Source organism: Aeromicrobium sp. P2_G6 (assembly GCF_056403535.1).
This window is the reverse complement of the sequence record NZ_JBFUFH010000004.1, coordinates 98,735-115,774: the sequence shown is the minus strand read 5'-3', so window position 1 is coordinate 115,774 and position 17,040 is coordinate 98,735. Positions and strand designations below refer to the sequence as shown.

At 68.9% G+C, this 17,040-nt stretch carries 19 protein-coding genes and 1 tRNA gene; all 20 read left to right on the top strand.

The window, feature by feature from the left end:
- The gene (locus tag AC1DVU_RS13955) at positions 1–843 is read left to right on the top strand and encodes a TlyA family RNA methyltransferase (protein WP_476923058.1); all 843 of its coding nucleotides are present in this window, start codon (positions 1–3) and stop codon (positions 841–843) included.
- The gene (locus tag AC1DVU_RS13950) at positions 840–1,757 is read left to right on the top strand and encodes an NAD kinase (protein WP_476923057.1); all 918 of its coding nucleotides are present in this window, start codon (positions 840–842) and stop codon (positions 1,755–1,757) included. The genes AC1DVU_RS13955 and AC1DVU_RS13950 overlap by 4 nt, the downstream gene beginning before the upstream one ends.
- Positions 1,757–3,442: a DNA repair protein RecN gene (gene recN, locus AC1DVU_RS13945; RefSeq protein ID WP_476923056.1), complete on the top strand. Its 1,686-nt coding sequence runs from the start codon at positions 1,757–1,759 to the stop codon at positions 3,440–3,442. Before AC1DVU_RS13950 ends, recN begins: the two co-directional genes overlap by 1 nt.
- 88 nt (positions 3,443–3,530) lie before the next feature.
- Complete coding sequence (steA, locus tag AC1DVU_RS13940) at positions 3,531–4,706, top strand: putative cytokinetic ring protein SteA (protein WP_476923055.1); 1,176 nt, start codon at positions 3,531–3,533, stop codon at positions 4,704–4,706.
- Positions 4,703–5,587 carry a copper transporter gene (locus AC1DVU_RS13935; RefSeq protein WP_476923054.1) on the top strand — a complete coding sequence of 295 codons (885 nt, stop codon included), beginning with the start codon at positions 4,703–4,705 and terminating at the stop codon, positions 5,585–5,587. Before steA ends, AC1DVU_RS13935 begins: the two co-directional genes overlap by 4 nt.
- A 147-nt stretch (positions 5,588–5,734) precedes the next feature.
- A complete protein-coding gene (locus AC1DVU_RS13930; protein ID WP_476923053.1) occupies positions 5,735–7,450 on the top strand; it encodes a CTP synthase in 1,716 nt (571 codons plus the stop codon).
- A complete protein-coding gene (locus tag AC1DVU_RS13925; protein WP_476923052.1) occupies positions 7,447–8,058 on the top strand; it encodes an NUDIX domain-containing protein in 612 nt (203 codons plus the stop codon). The genes AC1DVU_RS13930 and AC1DVU_RS13925 overlap by 4 nt, the downstream gene beginning before the upstream one ends.
- The gene (xerD, locus tag AC1DVU_RS13920; protein WP_476923051.1) at positions 8,055–8,981 is read left to right on the top strand and encodes a site-specific tyrosine recombinase XerD; all 927 of its coding nucleotides are present in this window, start codon (positions 8,055–8,057) and stop codon (positions 8,979–8,981) included. The genes AC1DVU_RS13925 and xerD overlap by 4 nt, the downstream gene beginning before the upstream one ends.
- 119 nt (positions 8,982–9,100) lie before the next feature.
- Entirely contained in the window at positions 9,101–9,949 is an 849-nt protein-coding gene (locus AC1DVU_RS13915) for a ParA family protein (RefSeq protein WP_476923050.1), read from the top strand.
- Positions 9,934–10,281, top strand: a complete 348-nt coding sequence (locus tag AC1DVU_RS13910) for a hypothetical protein (RefSeq protein WP_476923049.1) — start codon at positions 9,934–9,936, stop codon at positions 10,279–10,281. Before AC1DVU_RS13915 ends, AC1DVU_RS13910 begins: the two co-directional genes overlap by 16 nt.
- Positions 10,278–11,168 carry a segregation and condensation protein A gene (locus AC1DVU_RS13905; RefSeq protein WP_476923048.1) on the top strand — a complete coding sequence of 297 codons (891 nt, stop codon included), beginning with the start codon at positions 10,278–10,280 and terminating at the stop codon, positions 11,166–11,168. Before AC1DVU_RS13910 ends, AC1DVU_RS13905 begins: the two co-directional genes overlap by 4 nt.
- Complete coding sequence (gene scpB, locus AC1DVU_RS13900) at positions 11,161–11,862, top strand: SMC-Scp complex subunit ScpB (RefSeq protein WP_476923047.1); 702 nt, start codon at positions 11,161–11,163, stop codon at positions 11,860–11,862. The genes AC1DVU_RS13905 and scpB overlap by 8 nt, the downstream gene beginning before the upstream one ends.
- Entirely contained in the window at positions 11,855–12,580 is a 726-nt protein-coding gene (locus AC1DVU_RS13895; protein WP_476923046.1) for a pseudouridine synthase, read from the top strand. Before scpB ends, AC1DVU_RS13895 begins: the two co-directional genes overlap by 8 nt.
- Positions 12,577–13,638, top strand: a complete 1,062-nt coding sequence (locus AC1DVU_RS13890; RefSeq protein ID WP_476923045.1) for a prephenate dehydrogenase — start codon at positions 12,577–12,579, stop codon at positions 13,636–13,638. Before AC1DVU_RS13895 ends, AC1DVU_RS13890 begins: the two co-directional genes overlap by 4 nt.
- A gap of 25 nt (positions 13,639–13,663) precedes the next feature.
- On the top strand, positions 13,664–14,326 hold the full coding sequence (gene cmk, locus AC1DVU_RS13885; RefSeq protein WP_476923044.1) for a (d)CMP kinase: 663 nt from the start codon (positions 13,664–13,666) through the stop codon (positions 14,324–14,326).
- The gene (locus tag AC1DVU_RS13880) at positions 14,323–15,012 is read left to right on the top strand and encodes a lysophospholipid acyltransferase family protein (protein ID WP_476923043.1); all 690 of its coding nucleotides are present in this window, start codon (positions 14,323–14,325) and stop codon (positions 15,010–15,012) included. The genes cmk and AC1DVU_RS13880 overlap by 4 nt, the downstream gene beginning before the upstream one ends.
- Positions 15,005–16,330, top strand: coding sequence for a ribosome biogenesis GTPase Der (gene der, locus AC1DVU_RS13875; RefSeq protein ID WP_476923042.1), 1,326 nt, complete (start codon positions 15,005–15,007; stop codon positions 16,328–16,330). The genes AC1DVU_RS13880 and der overlap by 8 nt, the downstream gene beginning before the upstream one ends.
- Before the next feature lie 54 nt (positions 16,331–16,384).
- Positions 16,385–16,458, top strand: a tRNA-Pro gene (locus tag AC1DVU_RS13870).
- Between the two features lie 126 nt (positions 16,459–16,584).
- Entirely contained in the window at positions 16,585–16,758 is a 174-nt protein-coding gene (locus tag AC1DVU_RS13865; RefSeq protein ID WP_476923041.1) for a hypothetical protein, read from the top strand.
- A gap of 53 nt (positions 16,759–16,811) precedes the next feature.
- Positions 16,812–17,015 (top strand): DUF1918 domain-containing protein, encoded by a 204-nt coding sequence (locus tag AC1DVU_RS13860; protein ID WP_476923040.1) that lies wholly within the window; start codon positions 16,812–16,814, stop codon positions 17,013–17,015.
- Positions 17,016–17,040 lie beyond the last annotated feature (25 nt).

The window sequence follows — 17,040 nt, the reverse complement described above, 5'->3', positions numbered from 1 at the left end:
GTGACAAGACGGCTTCGGCTCGACGCCGAGCTCGTACGCCGAGGCCTGGCCCGGTCGCGCGAGCATGCCGGAACCTTGATCGAAGAGGGCCAGGTCAAGGTCGCCGGCTCGGTGGCCACCAAGGCGGCAACAGGTGTCACGACCGACCAGGCGATCGTGGTCCGCGCGAGCAACGAGCCGACGTACGCCTCGCGGGGCGCGCACAAGTTGTTGGGAGCGCTGGCGGTCTTCGAGCCGATGGGCCTGACTGTGGAGGGCAAACGCTGCCTCGACGCCGGCGCATCGACCGGAGGGTTCACGGACGTCCTGCTGCGCAAGGGCGCACGGCAGGTGTGTGCGGTCGACGTGGGCTACGGCCAGCTGGTCTGGGCGTTGCAGTCGGACGAGCGCGTCGTGGTGTTCGACCGCACGAACGTACGCAACCTGGAGCCGGGCGACATCGGCGGTCCGGTCGAGCTGATCGTCTCCGATCTGTCGTTCATCTCCCTTACGGTGGTCATGCCTGCCCTGACGCGGGTGTGCGAGCCGAGCAGCCCGGAAGGCGGAGGTGACATCGTGCTGATGATCAAGCCGCAGTTCGAGGTGGGCAAGAGCAACCTGGGCAAGAACGGGGTCGTGCGCGATCCGGCGTTGCACGCCGATGCCGTGCATCGCGTGTGCCTGTCGGCCTATGAGCTGGGATGGGGAACCCGAGCGTTGGCGCCGAGTCCGCTGCCGGGGCCGGCCGGCAACGTCGAGTACTTCTGCTGGTTGCGCAGCGACGCCGATGCGCCCGATGAGGACGCGGCGCATGCTGTCGTCGCCGCCGGGCCGCTGGACACCACGACGGGGGAGGGCGCATGACGCGACGAGTGCTGCTGATCGTGCACGTCGCCCGTGAGGAGGCGAGCAAGGTCGCGACTGCGTTTGCGGCTGACCTGCGCGCCGAGGGCGTCGATGTCTGCGTCCTCGACGCCGAGGTGGAGACGCTGCGAGCCGCCGGGCTGGAGAACGCCGGCGTGGTCGCGGCCGAGCCGGGCGCAGCGGGCGGGTGTGAGCTCGCGGTCGTCTTCGGGGGCGATGGCACGATCCTGCGCGCCGCCGAGATGTGCCGCGGCACCAACACCCCGGTCCTGGGCGTCAACCTGGGCCACGTCGGCTTCCTGGCCGAGGCCGATGTCGAGGATCTTCACGACGTGGTCCGCGGAGTCGTCGACGGCAGCTACACCGTCGAGGAACGACTGACCGTCGATGTGTCCGTGACGGTGGGCGGCGTGGTCGTCGCGACCAACTGGGCGCTCAACGAGGCGTCGGTCGAGAAGGCTGCGCGGGAGCGGATGCTCGAGATCGTGGTCGAGATCGACGATCGTCCCGTGTCGCGGTGGGGCTGCGACGGCGTCGTGTGCGCGACCCCGACCGGATCGACGGCCTACAACTTCAGCGCGGGCGGACCCATCGTGTGGCCTGAGGTCTCGGCGCTCCTGATGGTGCCGATCAGCGCGCATGCCTTGTTCGCGCGGCCGCTGGTCGTCTCGCCGGACTCGACGCTCGCGATCGAGGTCGTTGGTGACCAGTCCACTGGCGTCCTGTGGTGCGACGGTCGACGCGCGGCCGACCTGCCCGTCGGCGCGCGCGTCGAGGTGGTCAGGGGCCGTACGCCTGTTCGCCTGGCGCGTCTGCAGATTGCCCCTTTCGCCGATCGGCTCGTCCGCAAGTTCGACCTCCCGGTGGCCGGCTGGCGCGGGTCCGCTGAACGTCGCCGAAGTGGTGATGCCTGATGTGGCAGCACCTGCGACTTTCGTCGCTCGGAGTGATCGACTCCGCTGAGCTCGAGCTGTCCGAGGGATTCACCGTCATCACGGGTGAGACGGGCGCCGGCAAGACCATGGTCGTCACGGCTCTGGGTCTTTTGCGCGGCGACCGCGCGGACCTCGGACTCGTGCGCCGTGGAGCCGAACAGGCCCGGGTCGAGGCCAGCATCGGCGTCCCTGCGGGCGCGGCAGCCACTGCGGCCGTCGAGGATGCCGGCGGTCGGATCGACGACGACGTGGTGATCCTCGGCCGGGTGCTGTCCGCCCAAGGTCGGTCCCGGGCGCTCGCCGGAGGCGCGACGGTGCCCGCGGCCCTGCTCGCCGACGTGACCGATGAGCTCGTGGCGGTTCACGGACAGTCGGACCAGCACCGGTTGCTGCGCGCGGCCGAGCAGCGCTCCGCCCTCGACCGGTTCGCCGGGGAGGCGTTCGCTGCCGCTGCGGAGGCCTACGCGCCGGCTTACGCGCGCTGGCGCACCGTCGAACGTACGCTCCAGGAGCTCCGCACCCACGCGCAGGAACGCGCGCGGGAGCTCGACGTGCTGCAGTTCGGGCTCGACGAGATCAACGAGGTCGAACCGCAGGCAGGTGAGGACGAGCACCTCAAGGTCGAGGAGAGCCGGCTCGCTCACTCGGAGTCCTTGGCACGTGCGGCGGACCAGGCGCACCGCTTCCTCGTCGGCGAGGCCGATCTCGACGCGGCCCGCACCCAGGTCGCCGAGGCGTCCAATGCGCTGCGAGAGGCGTCTGGCCACGACCCGGAGCTCGACGCGTTGGCCGAGCGTGTGCTCGAGCTCGGCATCCTGATCGACGACGTGGGCGCCGAGCTCGGGGCCTACACCGCCGGCGTCGAGCTCGATCCCGAGCGATTGGCTGCGTTGCAGGATCGGCGCGCGGCCCTGGCGGGACTGCAGCGCAAGTACGGTCCCACGCTTGACGACGTCCTGGCGTGGGCAGAGAAGAGCGCTGCCCGGCTGAGTGAGCTCGGCAATGACGACGAGTCGGTCGCGGCGCTCGAGGCCGAGCAGGCAGAGCTCGGTCCCGAAGTCAGCCGGCTGGCGCAGGAGATGTCCGGGATTCGCACTGAGGCCGCGGCCCGGCTGTCGGGACTCGTCGATCAGGAGATCGCCCAGCTGTCGATGCCTTCGGCGCGCCTCGAGGTTCAGGTCACCGCCGATGCCGAGGCGGTGCCGGGTCCGCACGGCATCGACGACGTCGAGTTCCTGTTCGCGGCCAACAGCGGCACGGGACTCCGGCCCCTCCACAAGGGCGCCAGTGGTGGCGAGCTCTCCCGGCTGATGCTGGCTCTCGAGGTGGTCCTCGCCGACCGCACGACCGTGCCAACCCTCGTGTTCGACGAGGTCGACGCCGGGATCGGTGGCAAGGCGGCCGTCGAGGTGGGTCGCCGGCTCTCGCGGTTGGCTGAGCATGCCCAGGTCATTGCCGTGACACACCTGCCGCAGGTCGCTGCGTTCGCGGATCATCACTTCGTGGTCTCCAAGGACGACGACGGCACCGTCACGAGCAGCTCGGTCCTCGAGCTCGACGAGCACAGCCGGGTCGACGAGCTGGCCCGTATGCTGGCCGGACAGGAGGACTCGGCGACGGCCCAGGCACACGCCCGGGAGCTGCTGGATCTGGCCAAGGGCTGACCTGAAGGCTGCCTGAGAGTCTGTCTTTTTACCGACACGCCGCCGGAGCGCGCAAATCGATCCGCACGAGCGGGAAACATGGGCGACGATGGCCACCAGAAAGCACAAGAGACCCACTCCACCCGAGGAGACGGGGGTCGTCGGCACCGTGAGGTTCGCGCAGCGCGACACCGACGTCTCGTCCCTGCGCGAGGGCGACATCGCCGTCGTGGACCACCCCGAGCTCGACGCCCGTCAGGCGCAGGAACTCATCGAACGCCGCGTTCGCGCTGTGCTCAACGCCGCCCCGTCCAGCAGCGGCCGCGTGCCCAACGTCGGACCGCAGATGCTGTCACGCGCAGGCATTCTGCTGGTTGACATCGGCAGCGCCGAGGTCTGGTCGAAGCTCAAGAACGGCGAGCGGGTGCGGATCGAGGACGGCAGGGTGTTGCGCGACGAGGTCCTCGTCATCAGCGGCACCGAGCTCGACGAGGCACGTACGACCGCAGCCCTGGCCGAAGCCGAGTCCGGACTCGCCACCCGTCTGGACTCTCTGGCAGCCAACGCCACCGACCACATCCAGCGCGAGCAGACGATGCTGCTGGACGGCGCGCACGTACCCCGGATCCGCACCAAGCTGCGCGACCGGGCGGTCGTGGTGGTCTCCCGGGCCTATGACGACGAGGCGGACCTGCGCGGCCTGCGGCGCTACATCCGCGACAACGACCCGGTGCTGATCGGCGCCGGAGCCGGTGCCGACGTGCTGCTCAAGGCCGGCCACGTGCCGGCCCTGGTGATCGGCGCGATGGACCACCTCTCGGACGCCGCGATCCGTGCGGCAGGTGAGGTCGTCGTGACGACGTCATCGGGCACCGTCGACATGCCTGAGCGGCTGGAGCGGCACGGCAAGGAGATCGTCACGTTCGTGTCGACCGGCGCCGACGACGACCTGGCGATCGTGCTCGCCGACACCAATGAGGCCGCGGTCATCGTGCACGTCGGTGCGCCCGCCACACTGTCGAAGTTCCTCGAGCGCCCGCCGTCCGAAGTCGCCCGGATGTTCGTCGCCCGGCTGCGGGCAGGCTCCAAGATCGTGGACGCCAAGGCAGTCCACCACTTCACCTCCCAGAGGCTCGCGCTCTGGCCCGTGCTGCTGTTGCTCGCCGCCGGCGTCGCCGCAGTCGCCGTCGCGATCGCCGTCACGCCCGTCGGCAACGACTGGTTCGACTCTCTCGGGGATCGGCTCGCCGATCTCGGCACCTGGATCAAAGGACTCTTTTCGTGATCAACTTCCGCTTCCACCTCGTCTCACTCGCCGCGACGCTCATCGCGCTGGCAGCGGGAGTCGCCCTGGGCTCGGGACCACTCGACGACACGGGCGACTCGCTGCGGGGCGACGACACCGCGAACCAGCAGGCCGCGGATCCGGGCCTGACAGCGTTCGAGTCCGGCTATGCCGGGCGTACGTCAGCGGCGCTGCTCAAGGACAAGCTCAAGGGGCAGACCATCGTCGTGCTGACGGTGCCGGGCACGAGCGCCGCCGAGGCGAAGGGCGTCACCTCCAACCTCCAGGCCGCCGGCGCCGAGGTCACCGGCGAGGTCACCCTGACGAGCAAGCTGCTGGACGCGTCGGGTCGTCAGTTCGCCGAGGGTGTCGCCCAGCAGGCGGCGGAGGACGTACCCGGCGTCAGCGCCGCGGGGGACAGCTATGGGCGGATCGGTTCTGCACTCGGGCGCGCGCTGCTGGCCGACAAGGCGGCAGCACCCGACCAGACGGCCGGCACGATCCGGTCAGCGTTCTCCGAGGGCAAGCTCATCACGCTGACGACGCCACCCACGAAGCTGGCGACCCTCGCTGTGCTGGTGGCAGGTCCGGAGCGCTCGGGCGGCTCTGACCAGAGCGGAGTGATCGCGGCCCTCGCGGGTGCGCTCAACGGCAACGGCAAGGGTGTGGTCGTTGCAGGACCGTCCTCCTCCAGCACCGACGGAGGAGCGGTCAAGGCGGTGCGCGACAGCGATTTCGCGACCGAGGTCTCGACAGTCGACGTCACCGACACGGCCGCGGGCCGGGTCGTCACGGCGCTCGTGGCTGCCGCGCAGGCCGGCGGACAGCCGGGTGCCTGGGGTACGTCTCGCAGTGGCAGCGGCGCGGTTCCGGCCAGCTGATCCTTCGGTCGCTGCGCTCCCTCCCGCGACTCCGTCGCTAGGAACCGTCTGGACCATGTGGGGGAGCCGACACGTGTGTCGTTGGGCTCAACGTGGGTTCTGTTGGTAGGCTGGAATCCCGTGGAGGCCTGATGCAACTCGTGCATCATGAGCGCTCGACATTCGGTTTCGACCACGGGAGTCACCTTGGCAGGTAGCGCGGTTACCAAACATGTTTTCGTCACCGGCGGGGTTGCTTCCTCGCTCGGCAAGGGTCTGACCGCATCTTCCCTCGGGCGACTGCTCAAGTCACGCGGACTCCGCGTCACGATGCAGAAGCTCGACCCCTATCTCAACGTCGACCCCGGCACGATGAACCCGTTCCAGCACGGCGAGGTCTTCGTGACCGACGACGGTGCTGAGACCGACCTCGACGTCGGTCACTACGAGCGGTTCCTCGACGTCGACCTGTCGGGCAAGGCCAACGTCACGACGGGGCAGGTCTACCAGGAGGTCATCGCCAAGGAGCGTCGCGGCGACTACCTCGGTGACACGGTCCAGGTCATCCCGCACATCACGAACGAGATCAAGTCGCGCATCCGGGCGATGGCCGGTCCCGACGTCGATGTCGTGATCACCGAGATCGGCGGCACGGTCGGCGACATCGAGTCCCTGCCGTTCCTCGAGGCCGCTCGTCAGGTCCGCCACGACGTCGGTCGCGGCAACGTGTTCTTCCTGCACGTGTCGCTGGTGCCCTACATCGGCCCGTCGGCCGAGCTCAAGACCAAGCCGACGCAGCACTCCGTCGCTGCTCTCCGGTCGATCGGCATCCAGCCCGACGCGATCGTCTGCCGCGCCGATCGCGAAATCCCGGACAACATGAAGCGCAAGATCTCGCTGATGTGCGACGTCGACGAGGAGGCCGTCGTCACCGCGAGTGACGCGCCGTCGATCTACGACATCCCGAAGGTGCTGCACAGCCAGGGCCTCGACGCCTACGTCGTTCGCCGTCTCGACCTGCCGTTCCGCGATGTCGACTGGACCCAGTGGGACGAGCTGCTCCGCCGCGTGCACCACCCGGCCGAGGAGATCACGATCGCGCTGGTCGGCAAGTACGTCGACCTGCCCGATGCCTACCTGTCGGTCGGCGAAGCCCTGCGCGCTGGCGGGTTCGCGCACGATGCGCGGATCAACCTGCGATGGGTCCCCTCGGACGACTGCGAGTCGCCCACCGGTGCGGCGCACAACCTCCACGACGTCGATGGCATCTGCGTGCCGGGCGGCTTCGGCATCCGCGGCATCGAAGGCAAGCTCGGCGCCCTGACGTACGCCCGTGAGCGGGGCATCCCAGTCCTGGGCCTGTGCCTCGGGTTGCAGTGCATGGTCATCGAGTACGCCCGCAACGTGGCCGGCATCGAGGGCGCGAGCTCCTCGGAGTTCGACCCCCAGACGCCCAACCCTGTCATCGCCACGATGGCCGAGCAGCTGACGATCGTTGACGGCGCCGGCGACCTCGGCGGGACGATGCGGCTCGGCCTCTACCCGGCCAAGCTGCAGCCCGGAAGCATCATCGCGGAGCTCTACGGCGACGACAAGGTCGAGGAGCGTCACCGTCACCGCTACGAAGTCAACAACTCCTACCGGGCCCAGCTCGAGGCTGCTGGCCTGGTCTTCAGCGGCACGTCGCCGGACGCCAACCTCGTCGAGTTCGTCGAGCTGCCGCGCGACGTGCACCCCTACTACGTCGCCACGCAGGCCCATCCCGAGCTGCGCTCCCGGCCGACCCGGCCGCACCCGCTGTTCGCGGGGCTGATCGGCGCGGCTCTGGCCCGCCAGCTCGAGATGCGGCTGCCGGTCGACGAGCAGGCGAGTGCCGAAGCATGACCGGTCACCCGCGTCTGCCGGGTGAGCTGGCCGACGGCGACTCGCTGAGGGACTCAGACCAGTCCTGGCCGGTGACCGCGAGCGAGAGCAAGTACGAGAGCCCGTACGTCAGCCTGCGCATCGACACGATCGCCGATCCCACCGGGGGCGAGCACGCCCGCGCCGTGGTCCAGCCGAACGGTGCGATCGGCGTGCTGGCGATCGACGAGTACGACCGCATCCTCCTGGTCGAGCAGTACCGCCACCCGGTCGGACGGCGGCTGCTCGAGCTGCCCGCCGGCACCCTCGACGTACCGGGGGAGTCGCCCCTCGACGCGGCCGTCCGGGAGCTGGCCGAGGAGGCCGACGTCGTGGCCGAGCAGTGGGAGTCGATCCTGCACCTGCTGGCGACGCCGGGATATTCGACCGAGGCCTGGGAAGTGTTCCAGGCAACCGACCTCAGTGCCGTTCCGCACGCCGACCGCACCGAGCGGGAGGCCGAGGAGGCCGACATGGCGCAGTGGTGGCTGCCGTTCAAGGACGCCGTCGACGCCGTGCTGGCCGGGCGCATCACAGACTCGCTCACAGTCGCGGGGATCCTGGCCGCACAGGTGCTGCGCACCAGATGACGACCGACGTGGAGCGGGCGGTCCAGGACTACCTGAGCCATCTCAGCGTCGAACGCGGCCTGGCCGACAACACGCTCCGCTCCTACCGCCGCGACCTGCGTCGCTACCTCGAGTTCCTGCATGCCCGCGAGCTGACCGAACCCTCGGCGATCAGCGAGAACGACATCGCCGCGTTCCTCGGCTCGTTGCGCACTGGGGACACCGATCACGCGTCGCTCGGCACCGCGAGCGCGGCTCGTACGATCGTGGCTGTCCGTGGGCTGCACCGCTTCCTGTTGCGAGAGCAGATCGTGCCGACCGATGTCACCGCGGCGATCAAGCCACCACGACCCGCATCGCGGCTACCCAAGGCTCTGCCGTTGTCGGACATCGAGTCGATCCTCGACGCGGCCGGGGCGCCCGGCACGACGTTGGCCTCGCGTGATCGCTCGCTGCTCGAGGTGCTCTACGGCACGGGTGCCCGGATCTCCGAGGCCGTGGGGCTGGACCTCGACGACCTCGACCTCGAGGAGTCGACCGTCCTCCTGCGCGGCAAGGGCGGCAAGCAGCGCATCGTGCCGCTGGGGTCGTACGCCCGGCAGTCGCTGCTCGACTACCTCGCGGCGTCACGTCCCGCCCTGGTGTCCGCCAAGACCAACACACCGGCGGTGTTCCTCAACGCCCGTGGCGGCCGGCTGTCGCGGCAGAGTGCCTGGACCGTCCTCACGCGTGCGGCGCAGCGCGCGGGCGTGGCCGCCGACGTGTCTCCGCACACGCTCCGGCACTCCTTCGCGACCCATCTGCTGGACGGTGGCGCCGACGTCCGCGTGGTGCAGGAGCTGCTGGGCCATGCCTCGGTGACGACGACCCAGATCTACACCTTGGTGACCGTCGAGAAGCTCCGCGAGATCTATGCGACAGCCCATCCGCGGGCCTCGAGATAGGTTCTCGCTGCGATTTCGGCAGGCATGCTGCGACATCGTCTGAGTGCGGTCGCCAAGTCGACTTTTCGCGATAGAGTGGCGCACGTCCGCCGGTCGAGTTTCGAGTGCAGGGGTAGCCGATGAGCAAGGAACTGGGACCGACCGGAAGGCCACTACCGAACTTCCCGAAGCCCCAGCCTCGCAAGGCCGGACAGCCCGCGACCATCATCGCGATGTGCAACCAGAAGGGTGGCGTCGGCAAGACCACGACGACCATCAACCTGGGTGCGGCTCTCGTCGAGACCGGCCGCAAGGTGCTGCTCGTCGACTTCGACCCGCAGGGATCCATGACCGTCGGGCTCGGCATCAGCGCGCACGAGCTGGATCAGAGCATCTACCACGTCCTGATGGACCGTGAGATCTCGATCAAGGACCTGATCATGCCCACGGCGGTCGACGGACTGGACCTCGTACCGTCCAACATCGACCTGTCCGCCGCCGAGATGCGGCTCGTGACCGAGGTGGGCCGCGAGCAGGTGCTCGCGCGGGTGCTCAAGCCGATCCGCAAGGACTACGACGTCATCCTGATCGACTGCCAGCCGTCGCTCGGCCTGCTGACGGTCAACGCGCTCACCGCGGCCGACGGTGTCCTCGTGCCGCTCGAGTGCGAGTACTTCGCGCTGCGCGGCGTGGCCCTGCTGAAGGACACGATCGAGAAGGTGCGCGACCGCACCAACGACGAGCTGCAGATCATCGGGCTGCTCGGCACGATGTACGACAGCCGCACGCTGCACGGCAAGGAGGTCCTCGCGACCCTCGTCGAGGGCTGGGGTGACCTGGTGTTCCACACCGTCATCCGCCGCACCGTGAAGTTCTCCGACTCGACCGTCGCGGGCGAGCCCATCACCGAGTACGCCACGACGTCACCCGGCGCCGAGTCCTATCGTCAGCTCGCGCGGGAGGTACTCGTTCGATGCCCCGACGCGTGACAGCTTCGTCAGGCGGGCCCGGCAAGCGCCCCACCATGCCGGGTGCGGATGAGCTCTTCAGGGCCACGGCGCCCGCGCCCGCAGCCGACGAGAGTGACGCCAACGCTGCCGTACCGGCAAGCGGCCGCGTCAAGCACGACGAGAAGATGACGGTCTATGTCACCGCGGCCGAGCTGCTCGCGGTCGAGCAGGCCAGGCTCAAGCTGCGCAGCGAGCTGGGACGCAGCGTCGATCGTGGGCGCTTCGTCCGGGCGGCGCTGGCCCTGGCCCTGGCCGACCTCGAGGCTCGCGGCACCGACAGTGACGTTGCCCGGCGATTGAGCGATTCGTGACGATCGCGGACGTCGACGAGTCCGCACCGTCGGGATTCTCCGTGGGCCTCACCAACTTCGAGGGCCCGTTCGACCTGCTGCTCCAGCTGATCTCCAAGCACCAGCTCGACATCACCGAGGTCGCACTCTCCAAGGTGACCAGCGACTTCATTGCGTACATCAAGGAGCTCGGCGACGACCTCGAGCAGACGACGAGCTTCCTTCTGGTTGCCTCGACGCTGCTCGACCTCAAGACCGCCAGACTGCTGCCGCAGGCGGAGGTCGAGGACGAGGAGGATCTCGCGCTGCTCGAGGCGCGTGACCTGCTGTTCGCCCGGCTCATGCAGTACCGCGCGTTCAAGCAGGTGGCCGGCGTGATCGCCGCTCGTCTCGCCGAGGAGCAGAAGCGGTTCCCGCGGATCGTGACGCTCGAGCCGCGCTTCGCCGATCTGCTGCCGGAGGTGCTGATCTCGATCGGCCCTGAGGAGCTGGCGCAGCTGGCCGCGGCGGCGTTCGAGGCCAAGCCCGTGCCGATCCTCTCGCTGTCGCACCTGCACGCCCCGCAGGTCAGCGTCCGTGAGCAGGCGCACCTCGTGGTCGACCAGCTCCGCCGCAAGGGCGAGATGACGTTCCGCGCCCTGACCTCGGATGCGCCGGACCTGATGACCAAGGTCGCCCGGTTCCTGGCCGTGCTCGAGCTGTTCCGCGAGGGCGTCCTCGCGTTCGAGCAGGCGACGCCGCTGGGTGACCTGCACGTACGCTGGACCGGTACGGATGACGGCGACATCGACGTCGGCGACGAGTTCGATGAGCCGATGGTGGCGCCCGACGACGTACACGCCATCGACGACAGCGCGGACAGCGACGAGCACCGCACAGACGACGACCCCGAGAGCACTGATGACTGACCAGCACGTACCCACCGGCCCACATGAGCTCGAGCTGGAGATGCTCGACCTGAGGCCGGCCCTCGAGGCGGTGCTCATGGTCGCGGACCAGCCCCTCGACCACCTGACCCTCGCGCAGGCGGTCGGGCATCCACCGACCGACGTCCAGGAGGCACTGGCCGAGCTCGCGGACGAGTACACCGAGCAGGGTCGCGGTTTCGAGCTCCGCAACATTGCCGGCGGTTGGCGCTTCTTCACGCGTGAGGAGTTCGCCGGCGCGGTCGAGCGGTTCATCCTCGACGGACAGCAGGCCCGGCTCACCCAGGCGGCGCTCGAGACGATGGCCGTGGTGGCATACCGGCAGCCCATCAGCCGGTCGCGTATCTCGGCGATCCGCGGCGTCAACGTCGACGGCGTCGTCCGTACGCTCGTGACGCGCGGCTTGATCGAGGAGGACGGAGTCGACGCCGAGAGCGGTGCGATCCTCTATCGCACGACGAGCTACTTCCTGGAGCGCATGGGTCTCGGCGGCCTCGACGAGCTGCCCGACATCGCCGGGCACCTGCCCGAGCTCGAGGACATGGAGGACGAGGGTCTCGCGGGCGCCGAGGATGCGCTCGGCGAGCTGGCGAGCCAGGATCCGATCGGTGATGAGGAGCCCGCGCCTGAGGCGCCTGCCGCTGACGCCGAGCCGGACGACGACACCCGTGGCTGAGATCCGTCTGCAGAAGGTTCTCGCTCAGGCCGGGCTCGGCAGCCGGCGGCGCTGTGACGACATGATCGCGAGCGGTCGCGTCGAGGTCAACGGCGAGATCATCGACGTGATGGGTGCCCGCGTGGACCCGATGTCGGACGTCATCCGAGTCGACGGCAACCGCATACCGCCGCCCAACGACCACGCGTACGTGCTGCTCAACAAACCCCGCGGCGTCGTCACGTCGATGGCCGACGAAAAAGGTCGTCCTGACCTGTCGACCATCGTCGCGGGCCGCGAAGACCGCCTGTTCCACGTGGGGCGGCTCGACACCGACACCTCCGGGCTGCTGATCCTGACCAACGACGGCGACCTGGCGCACAAGCTGGCACATCCGTCGTTCGAGATCACCAAGACCTACGTCGCACTGGTCGACGGCACGGTGCCCGACACCCTCGGGGCCAAGCTCAAGGCCGGCATCGAGCTCGACGACGGCCCGGCACAGGTCGACCGTTTCATCGTCAAGGACACGTCTCGGGGCCGCTCGTTGGTCGAGCTCGACATCCACATGGGCCGCAACCGCATCGTCCGGCGGCTGCTCGACGCTGCCGGCCACCCGGTCCGGGAACTGACCCGCACGGCGTTCGGGCCACTGCACCTCGGCGGGCTGTCGTCCGGTGCGATGCGCGACCTGACCCGTGATGAGCTCGGCGCCCTGTTCGATAGCGTTGACCGGTGACAACTTCGTTGACCGGACCCGTCCTGGTGATCGGTTGTGGGCTCATTGGCACGTCAGCTGCGCTCGCGCTGGTCGAGGCCGGCGTCGAGGTGCATCTCGAGGACATCCAGACGTCCCATGTCGACCTTGCGGTCTCCCGCGGAGCCGGCACCGCCGATCCGGTCGAGTCGCCCTCACTCGTCATCGTCGCCGTGCCGCCGGCCGAGGTCGTGGACACCGTGCGACGCGTCCTGAAGGATTGGCCCGCGGCGGCGGTCACCGACGTGGCGAGCGTCAAGTCAGACCTGCAGCAGGAGATCGGCAAGCTCAAGGGCAGCGAGCGGTACGTCGGCAGCCACCCCATGGCCGGCAGCGAGCGTTCCGGCCCCATGGCGGCCTCGGCGCAGCTGTTCGAGGGCCGTCCCTGGGCCGTCACAACGGCTCCAGGCACCGACCAGGACGCGATCGATCTCGTCGTGAGTCTCGCCGGGCTGGTCGGGGGAGTGCCGCTCGTCATGGAGGCATCCGATCACGATCGCGCGGTGGCGTTGGTCTCGCACGTGCCGCACGTCCTGTCGGTGCTCACTGCGGCGCAGCTCAACGGCGCTCCGGGCGAGCACCTGGCGCTGGCGGGTCCCGGCCTCCGTGACGTCACGCGCATCGCCGGCAGCGACATCGCGCTGTGGCAGGACATCCTCGGCGCCAACGCGGGGCAGGTGCGAGCCGTGCTCCAGCACGTGCGCGAGGACCTCGACCACGTCATCGACTCGATCGGCGCCGACACCGAGCGCCTGGGCCGGGTGCTCCAGTCAGGGCAGGACGGCACGCGCCTGATCCCCGGCAAGCACGGCGACCAGGTCGCCGAGCTGGCGACGGTCTTCGTCTCGATCCCCGACCGGCCGGGCGAGCTGTCGAAACTCATGGCGCACACTGAGGAATCCGGCGTCAACATCGAGGACATCCGCATCGACCACGAGCTCGGCCGGCCCAGCGGGCAGGTCGAGATCGCCGTCGTGGCAGCGTCGGCCGATACGCTCGTCGAGGCACTGACCGCACGCGGCTGGTCCGCATATCACTAGAAACAGCACCCAAGGAGTGGCACACGTGAGCAAGCCCCTGGTCGTGGCGATCGACGGGCCTTCGGGTTCGGGCAAGTCGAGCACGTCACGAGGTGTCGCCTCCCGGCTGTCGCTGGACTACCTCGACACCGGGGCGATGTATCGCGCCATGACCTGGGCACTTCTCGAGCGCGGCGTCGACCTGCAGGACCCCGCGGCGATCGCCAAGGCCGCCGAGGACGTACGCCTGACGTCGGGCACCGATCCGCTCAACCCTACGATCCATGTCGACGGCACCGATGTCGCCGACCCGATCCGCAGCGGCGAGGTGACCGGATCAGTCAGCCTGGTCGCGGCTGTCCCGCAGGTCCGCGAGATGTTGGTCGACCTGCAGCGCGACACGATCGCCGACAGTGCCGGAATCGTGGTCGAGGGCCGTGACATCGGGTCGACCGTTGCTCCGGATGCAGCGGTCAAGATCTATCTGGTGGCAGACCCCGCCGCGCGAGCCGCCCGCAGGGCCGCTGAGACCGGCGAGGTCGACACCGCTGCCACCGAGCTCGCCCTCGCCCGGCGTGACGAGATCGACTCCACCCGTGCGGCTTCTCCGTTGGCGCAGGCGGAAGGCGCCGTCCTGGTCGACGGCACCCACCTGACGCTCGACGAGGTCATCGACACGATCGTCGGAATCGTCGAATCGGCCCGATGAGCGCAGCCGACGGGTTGCCCGAGGGCGGGCTGCGCCTCGTCCGGCGCTTGGCTCGCGGGCACTTCAAGCGGCGCTGGGACATCCACCAGCACGGCCATGAGCACGTGCCGGCTACCGGACCGGTGATCCTCGCCAGCAACCACATCGGCTGGCTCGACGGTCCGCTGCTGTTCATCACGGCGCCGCGGCCGCCCCACGCGTTGGTCAAGGAGGAGGAGTTCCACGGTCGTACCGGCCGGCTGCTGCAGTTCGTCGGCCAGATCAAGGTCAGCAGGACTCGCAACGACACCGGGGCGATACGCCGCTCAGTGCAGGCGCTGGCCGCCGGGCAGATCGTGCTGATCTATCCCGAGTCGACCCGAGGTGCCGGTGAGTTCGACAACTTCAAGAACGGCGTGGCCTATCTGGCGCTCGTCTCCGGGGCCCCGGTCGTACCCATTGCGATCTTCGGGACGCGGCAGCCCGGCGAGCCCTCTAGTGCCCGTCCGGCCAAGGGAACCCGCCTCGACATCGTCTACGGGGAGCCGATCCAGCTGCCGATGCAGGTTTGGCCGCGAGATCGTGGGATGATGGCAGACGCAGGTGATCAGATCCACGATCACCTGCGTGCTCATGTATCCCGGGCCAAGTCCGTGCTCAAGCGCGACCTCCCGGGCCCTCTCCCGACAGGATCCACCGATGGCTGACGTTGTACCCGTTCTCGCTGTGATCGGGCGCCCCAACGTCGGCAAGTCGACCCTGGTCAACCGCATCATCGGTCGCCGTGAGGCTGTCGTCGAGGACGTGCCCGGAGTGACCCGTGACCGGGTGTCGTACGACGCGGTGTGGAACGGCCGTGCGTTCACGGTCGTCGACACCGGCGGCTGGGACCCGGATGCGCGTGGACTGGCCGAGCGGATCGCCGCACAGGCCGAGATCGCGATTCAGGTCGCCGACGCCGTGCTGTTCGTCGTGGATGCGACCGTCGGCATCACGGATGTCGACGAGAAGGTCGTCCGCATCCTCCGTGCTGCCAAGAAGCCCGTCGTGCTCGCCGCCAACAAGGTCGACGACCAGCGCGCCGAGGCGGAGGCCGCGGGCCTGTGGAACCTCGGACTCGGCGAGCCCTACCCCGTCTCGGCCCTGCACGGCCGGGGGAGCGGCGACATGCTCGATGCCGTCCTCGAGGCGCTGCCGAGCCCGCCGCCTGAGGACTTCGACGCCCCACAGGGGCCGCGCCGCGTCGCGATCGTCGGCAAGCCCAACGTCGGCAAGTCCAGCCTGCTCAACCGCCTCGCCGGCGAGGAGCGTGTCGTGGTCGACGATGCGTCGGGCACGACGGTCGACCCGGTCGACGAGATCGTCACGCTGGGCGGCCGCACCTGGAACTTCATCGACACGGCGGGCATCCGCCGGCGAGTACGCGATGCGTCGGGACACGAGTACTACGCCAGCCTTCGCACGAGCTCGGCGATCGACCGGGCCGAGGTCGCAGTCGTCATCATCGACGGCAGCCAGCCGCTGACCGAGCAGGACACGCGCATCATCAGCTCGGTCGCCGAGGCCGGCCGCGCGCTGATCGTGGCGTTCAACAAGTGGGACCTCGTCGACGAGGAGCGTCGCTACTACCTCGAGCGCGAGATTGAGCGCGAGCTCGTACAGGTTCCGTGGGCGCCGACGATCAACATCACGGCTCGCACGGGCTGGCACATCGACAGGCTCGTACGCGCGCTGGACGCCGCTCTCGAGGGTTGGGAGACCCGCGTGACGACGGGAGCGCTCAATGCGTTCCTTGGCCGCCTGGTCGCCGAGCATCCGCACCCCGTCCGCGGCGGCAAGCAGTCCAAGATCATGTTCGGCACGCAGGCGTCGACGGCTCCGCCGACATTCGTGCTGTTCACCTCGGGCAAGCTCGAGGCGTCATACATGCGGTTCATCGAGCGCCGGCTCCGCGAGGAGTTCGGCTTCGTCGGGTCGCCGATCCACCTGCAGCAGCGTCCGCGCAAGAAGCGTGAGCGCCGCTGAACCACCGCTGCAGGGACGCGCAGCACGCTGCGGTAAAGTTCCTCTTCGGTACAACGGGCTGTAGCGCAGCTTGGTAGCGCACCTGACTGGGGGTCAGGGGGTCGCAGGTTCAAATCCTGTCAGCCCGACGTTGTGATCTCACGAGATCGAAGACACCCGGACCTGCGAAAGCAGATCCGGGTGTCTTGGTTTCGGGGCTGTCCCGGCAAAATCTGGGTCGGTTCGAAAGCGCCGAAACGACCTACAATGGAGTCATGAACACGATCCATCTCACCGATGCCGAGCTGGAGATGGCCCGTCACGCGCTGCGTGCCTACAGCCTCGCCTTCGGTCACGATGAGGCCGACACGTTGGCGGAGATCAATCGCGTGATCGCGAAGCTTCGCGCCGCCGAACCCGAGGTCGAGGTCGAGGAGCGCACTGCCTGATCGCCTGACCGGGGTCCCAGATCGACGCGTCCTGACCGAAGGAGCTGAGTGCCATGTTCGCCAAGGCAGGAGATCGCCTCGTCATCCACGGTCACCACGTCGGTGAGAGGGATCGGGAAGCGGAGATCCTCGAAGTGCGGCACGAGGACGGCAGCCCCCCGTACGTTGTCCGGTGGTCGGACTCCGGCCAAGAGGGCCTGATGTTCCCCGGCCCGGACGCTTCTGTGCAGCACACGGAGGGCGGGAAGCCCGGCTGAGGCCTGGCCCATTCGAGGGACTGAC

What these genes read in the sequence shown, in the direction of transcription:
- der (WP_476923042.1), top strand. Translation starts at nt 15,005, where the DNA reads ATGGCTGACGTTGTACCCGTTCTCGCTGTGATCGGGCGCCCCAACGTC.
- AC1DVU_RS13915 (WP_476923050.1), top strand. Translation starts at nt 9,101, where the DNA reads ATGAGCAAGGAACTGGGACCGACCGGAAGGCCACTACCGAACTTCCCG.
- xerD (WP_476923051.1), top strand. Translation starts at nt 8,055, where the DNA reads ATGACGACCGACGTGGAGCGGGCGGTCCAGGACTACCTGAGCCATCTC.
- AC1DVU_RS13930 (WP_476923053.1), top strand. Translation starts at nt 5,735, where the DNA reads ATGAGCGCTCGACATTCGGTTTCGACCACGGGAGTCACCTTGGCAGGT.
- steA (WP_476923055.1), top strand. Translation starts at nt 3,531, where the DNA reads ATGGCCACCAGAAAGCACAAGAGACCCACTCCACCCGAGGAGACGGGG.
- AC1DVU_RS13910 (WP_476923049.1), top strand. Translation starts at nt 9,934, where the DNA reads ATGCCCCGACGCGTGACAGCTTCGTCAGGCGGGCCCGGCAAGCGCCCC.
- AC1DVU_RS13880 (WP_476923043.1), top strand. Translation starts at nt 14,323, where the DNA reads ATGAGCGCAGCCGACGGGTTGCCCGAGGGCGGGCTGCGCCTCGTCCGG.
- AC1DVU_RS13865 (WP_476923041.1), top strand. Translation starts at nt 16,585, where the DNA reads ATGAACACGATCCATCTCACCGATGCCGAGCTGGAGATGGCCCGTCAC.
- AC1DVU_RS13950 (WP_476923057.1), top strand. Translation starts at nt 840, where the DNA reads ATGACGCGACGAGTGCTGCTGATCGTGCACGTCGCCCGTGAGGAGGCG.
- recN (WP_476923056.1), top strand. Translation starts at nt 1,757, where the DNA reads ATGTGGCAGCACCTGCGACTTTCGTCGCTCGGAGTGATCGACTCCGCT.
- scpB (WP_476923047.1), top strand. Translation starts at nt 11,161, where the DNA reads ATGACTGACCAGCACGTACCCACCGGCCCACATGAGCTCGAGCTGGAG.
- AC1DVU_RS13860 (WP_476923040.1), top strand. Translation starts at nt 16,812, where the DNA reads ATGTTCGCCAAGGCAGGAGATCGCCTCGTCATCCACGGTCACCACGTC.
- AC1DVU_RS13925 (WP_476923052.1), top strand. Translation starts at nt 7,447, where the DNA reads ATGACCGGTCACCCGCGTCTGCCGGGTGAGCTGGCCGACGGCGACTCG.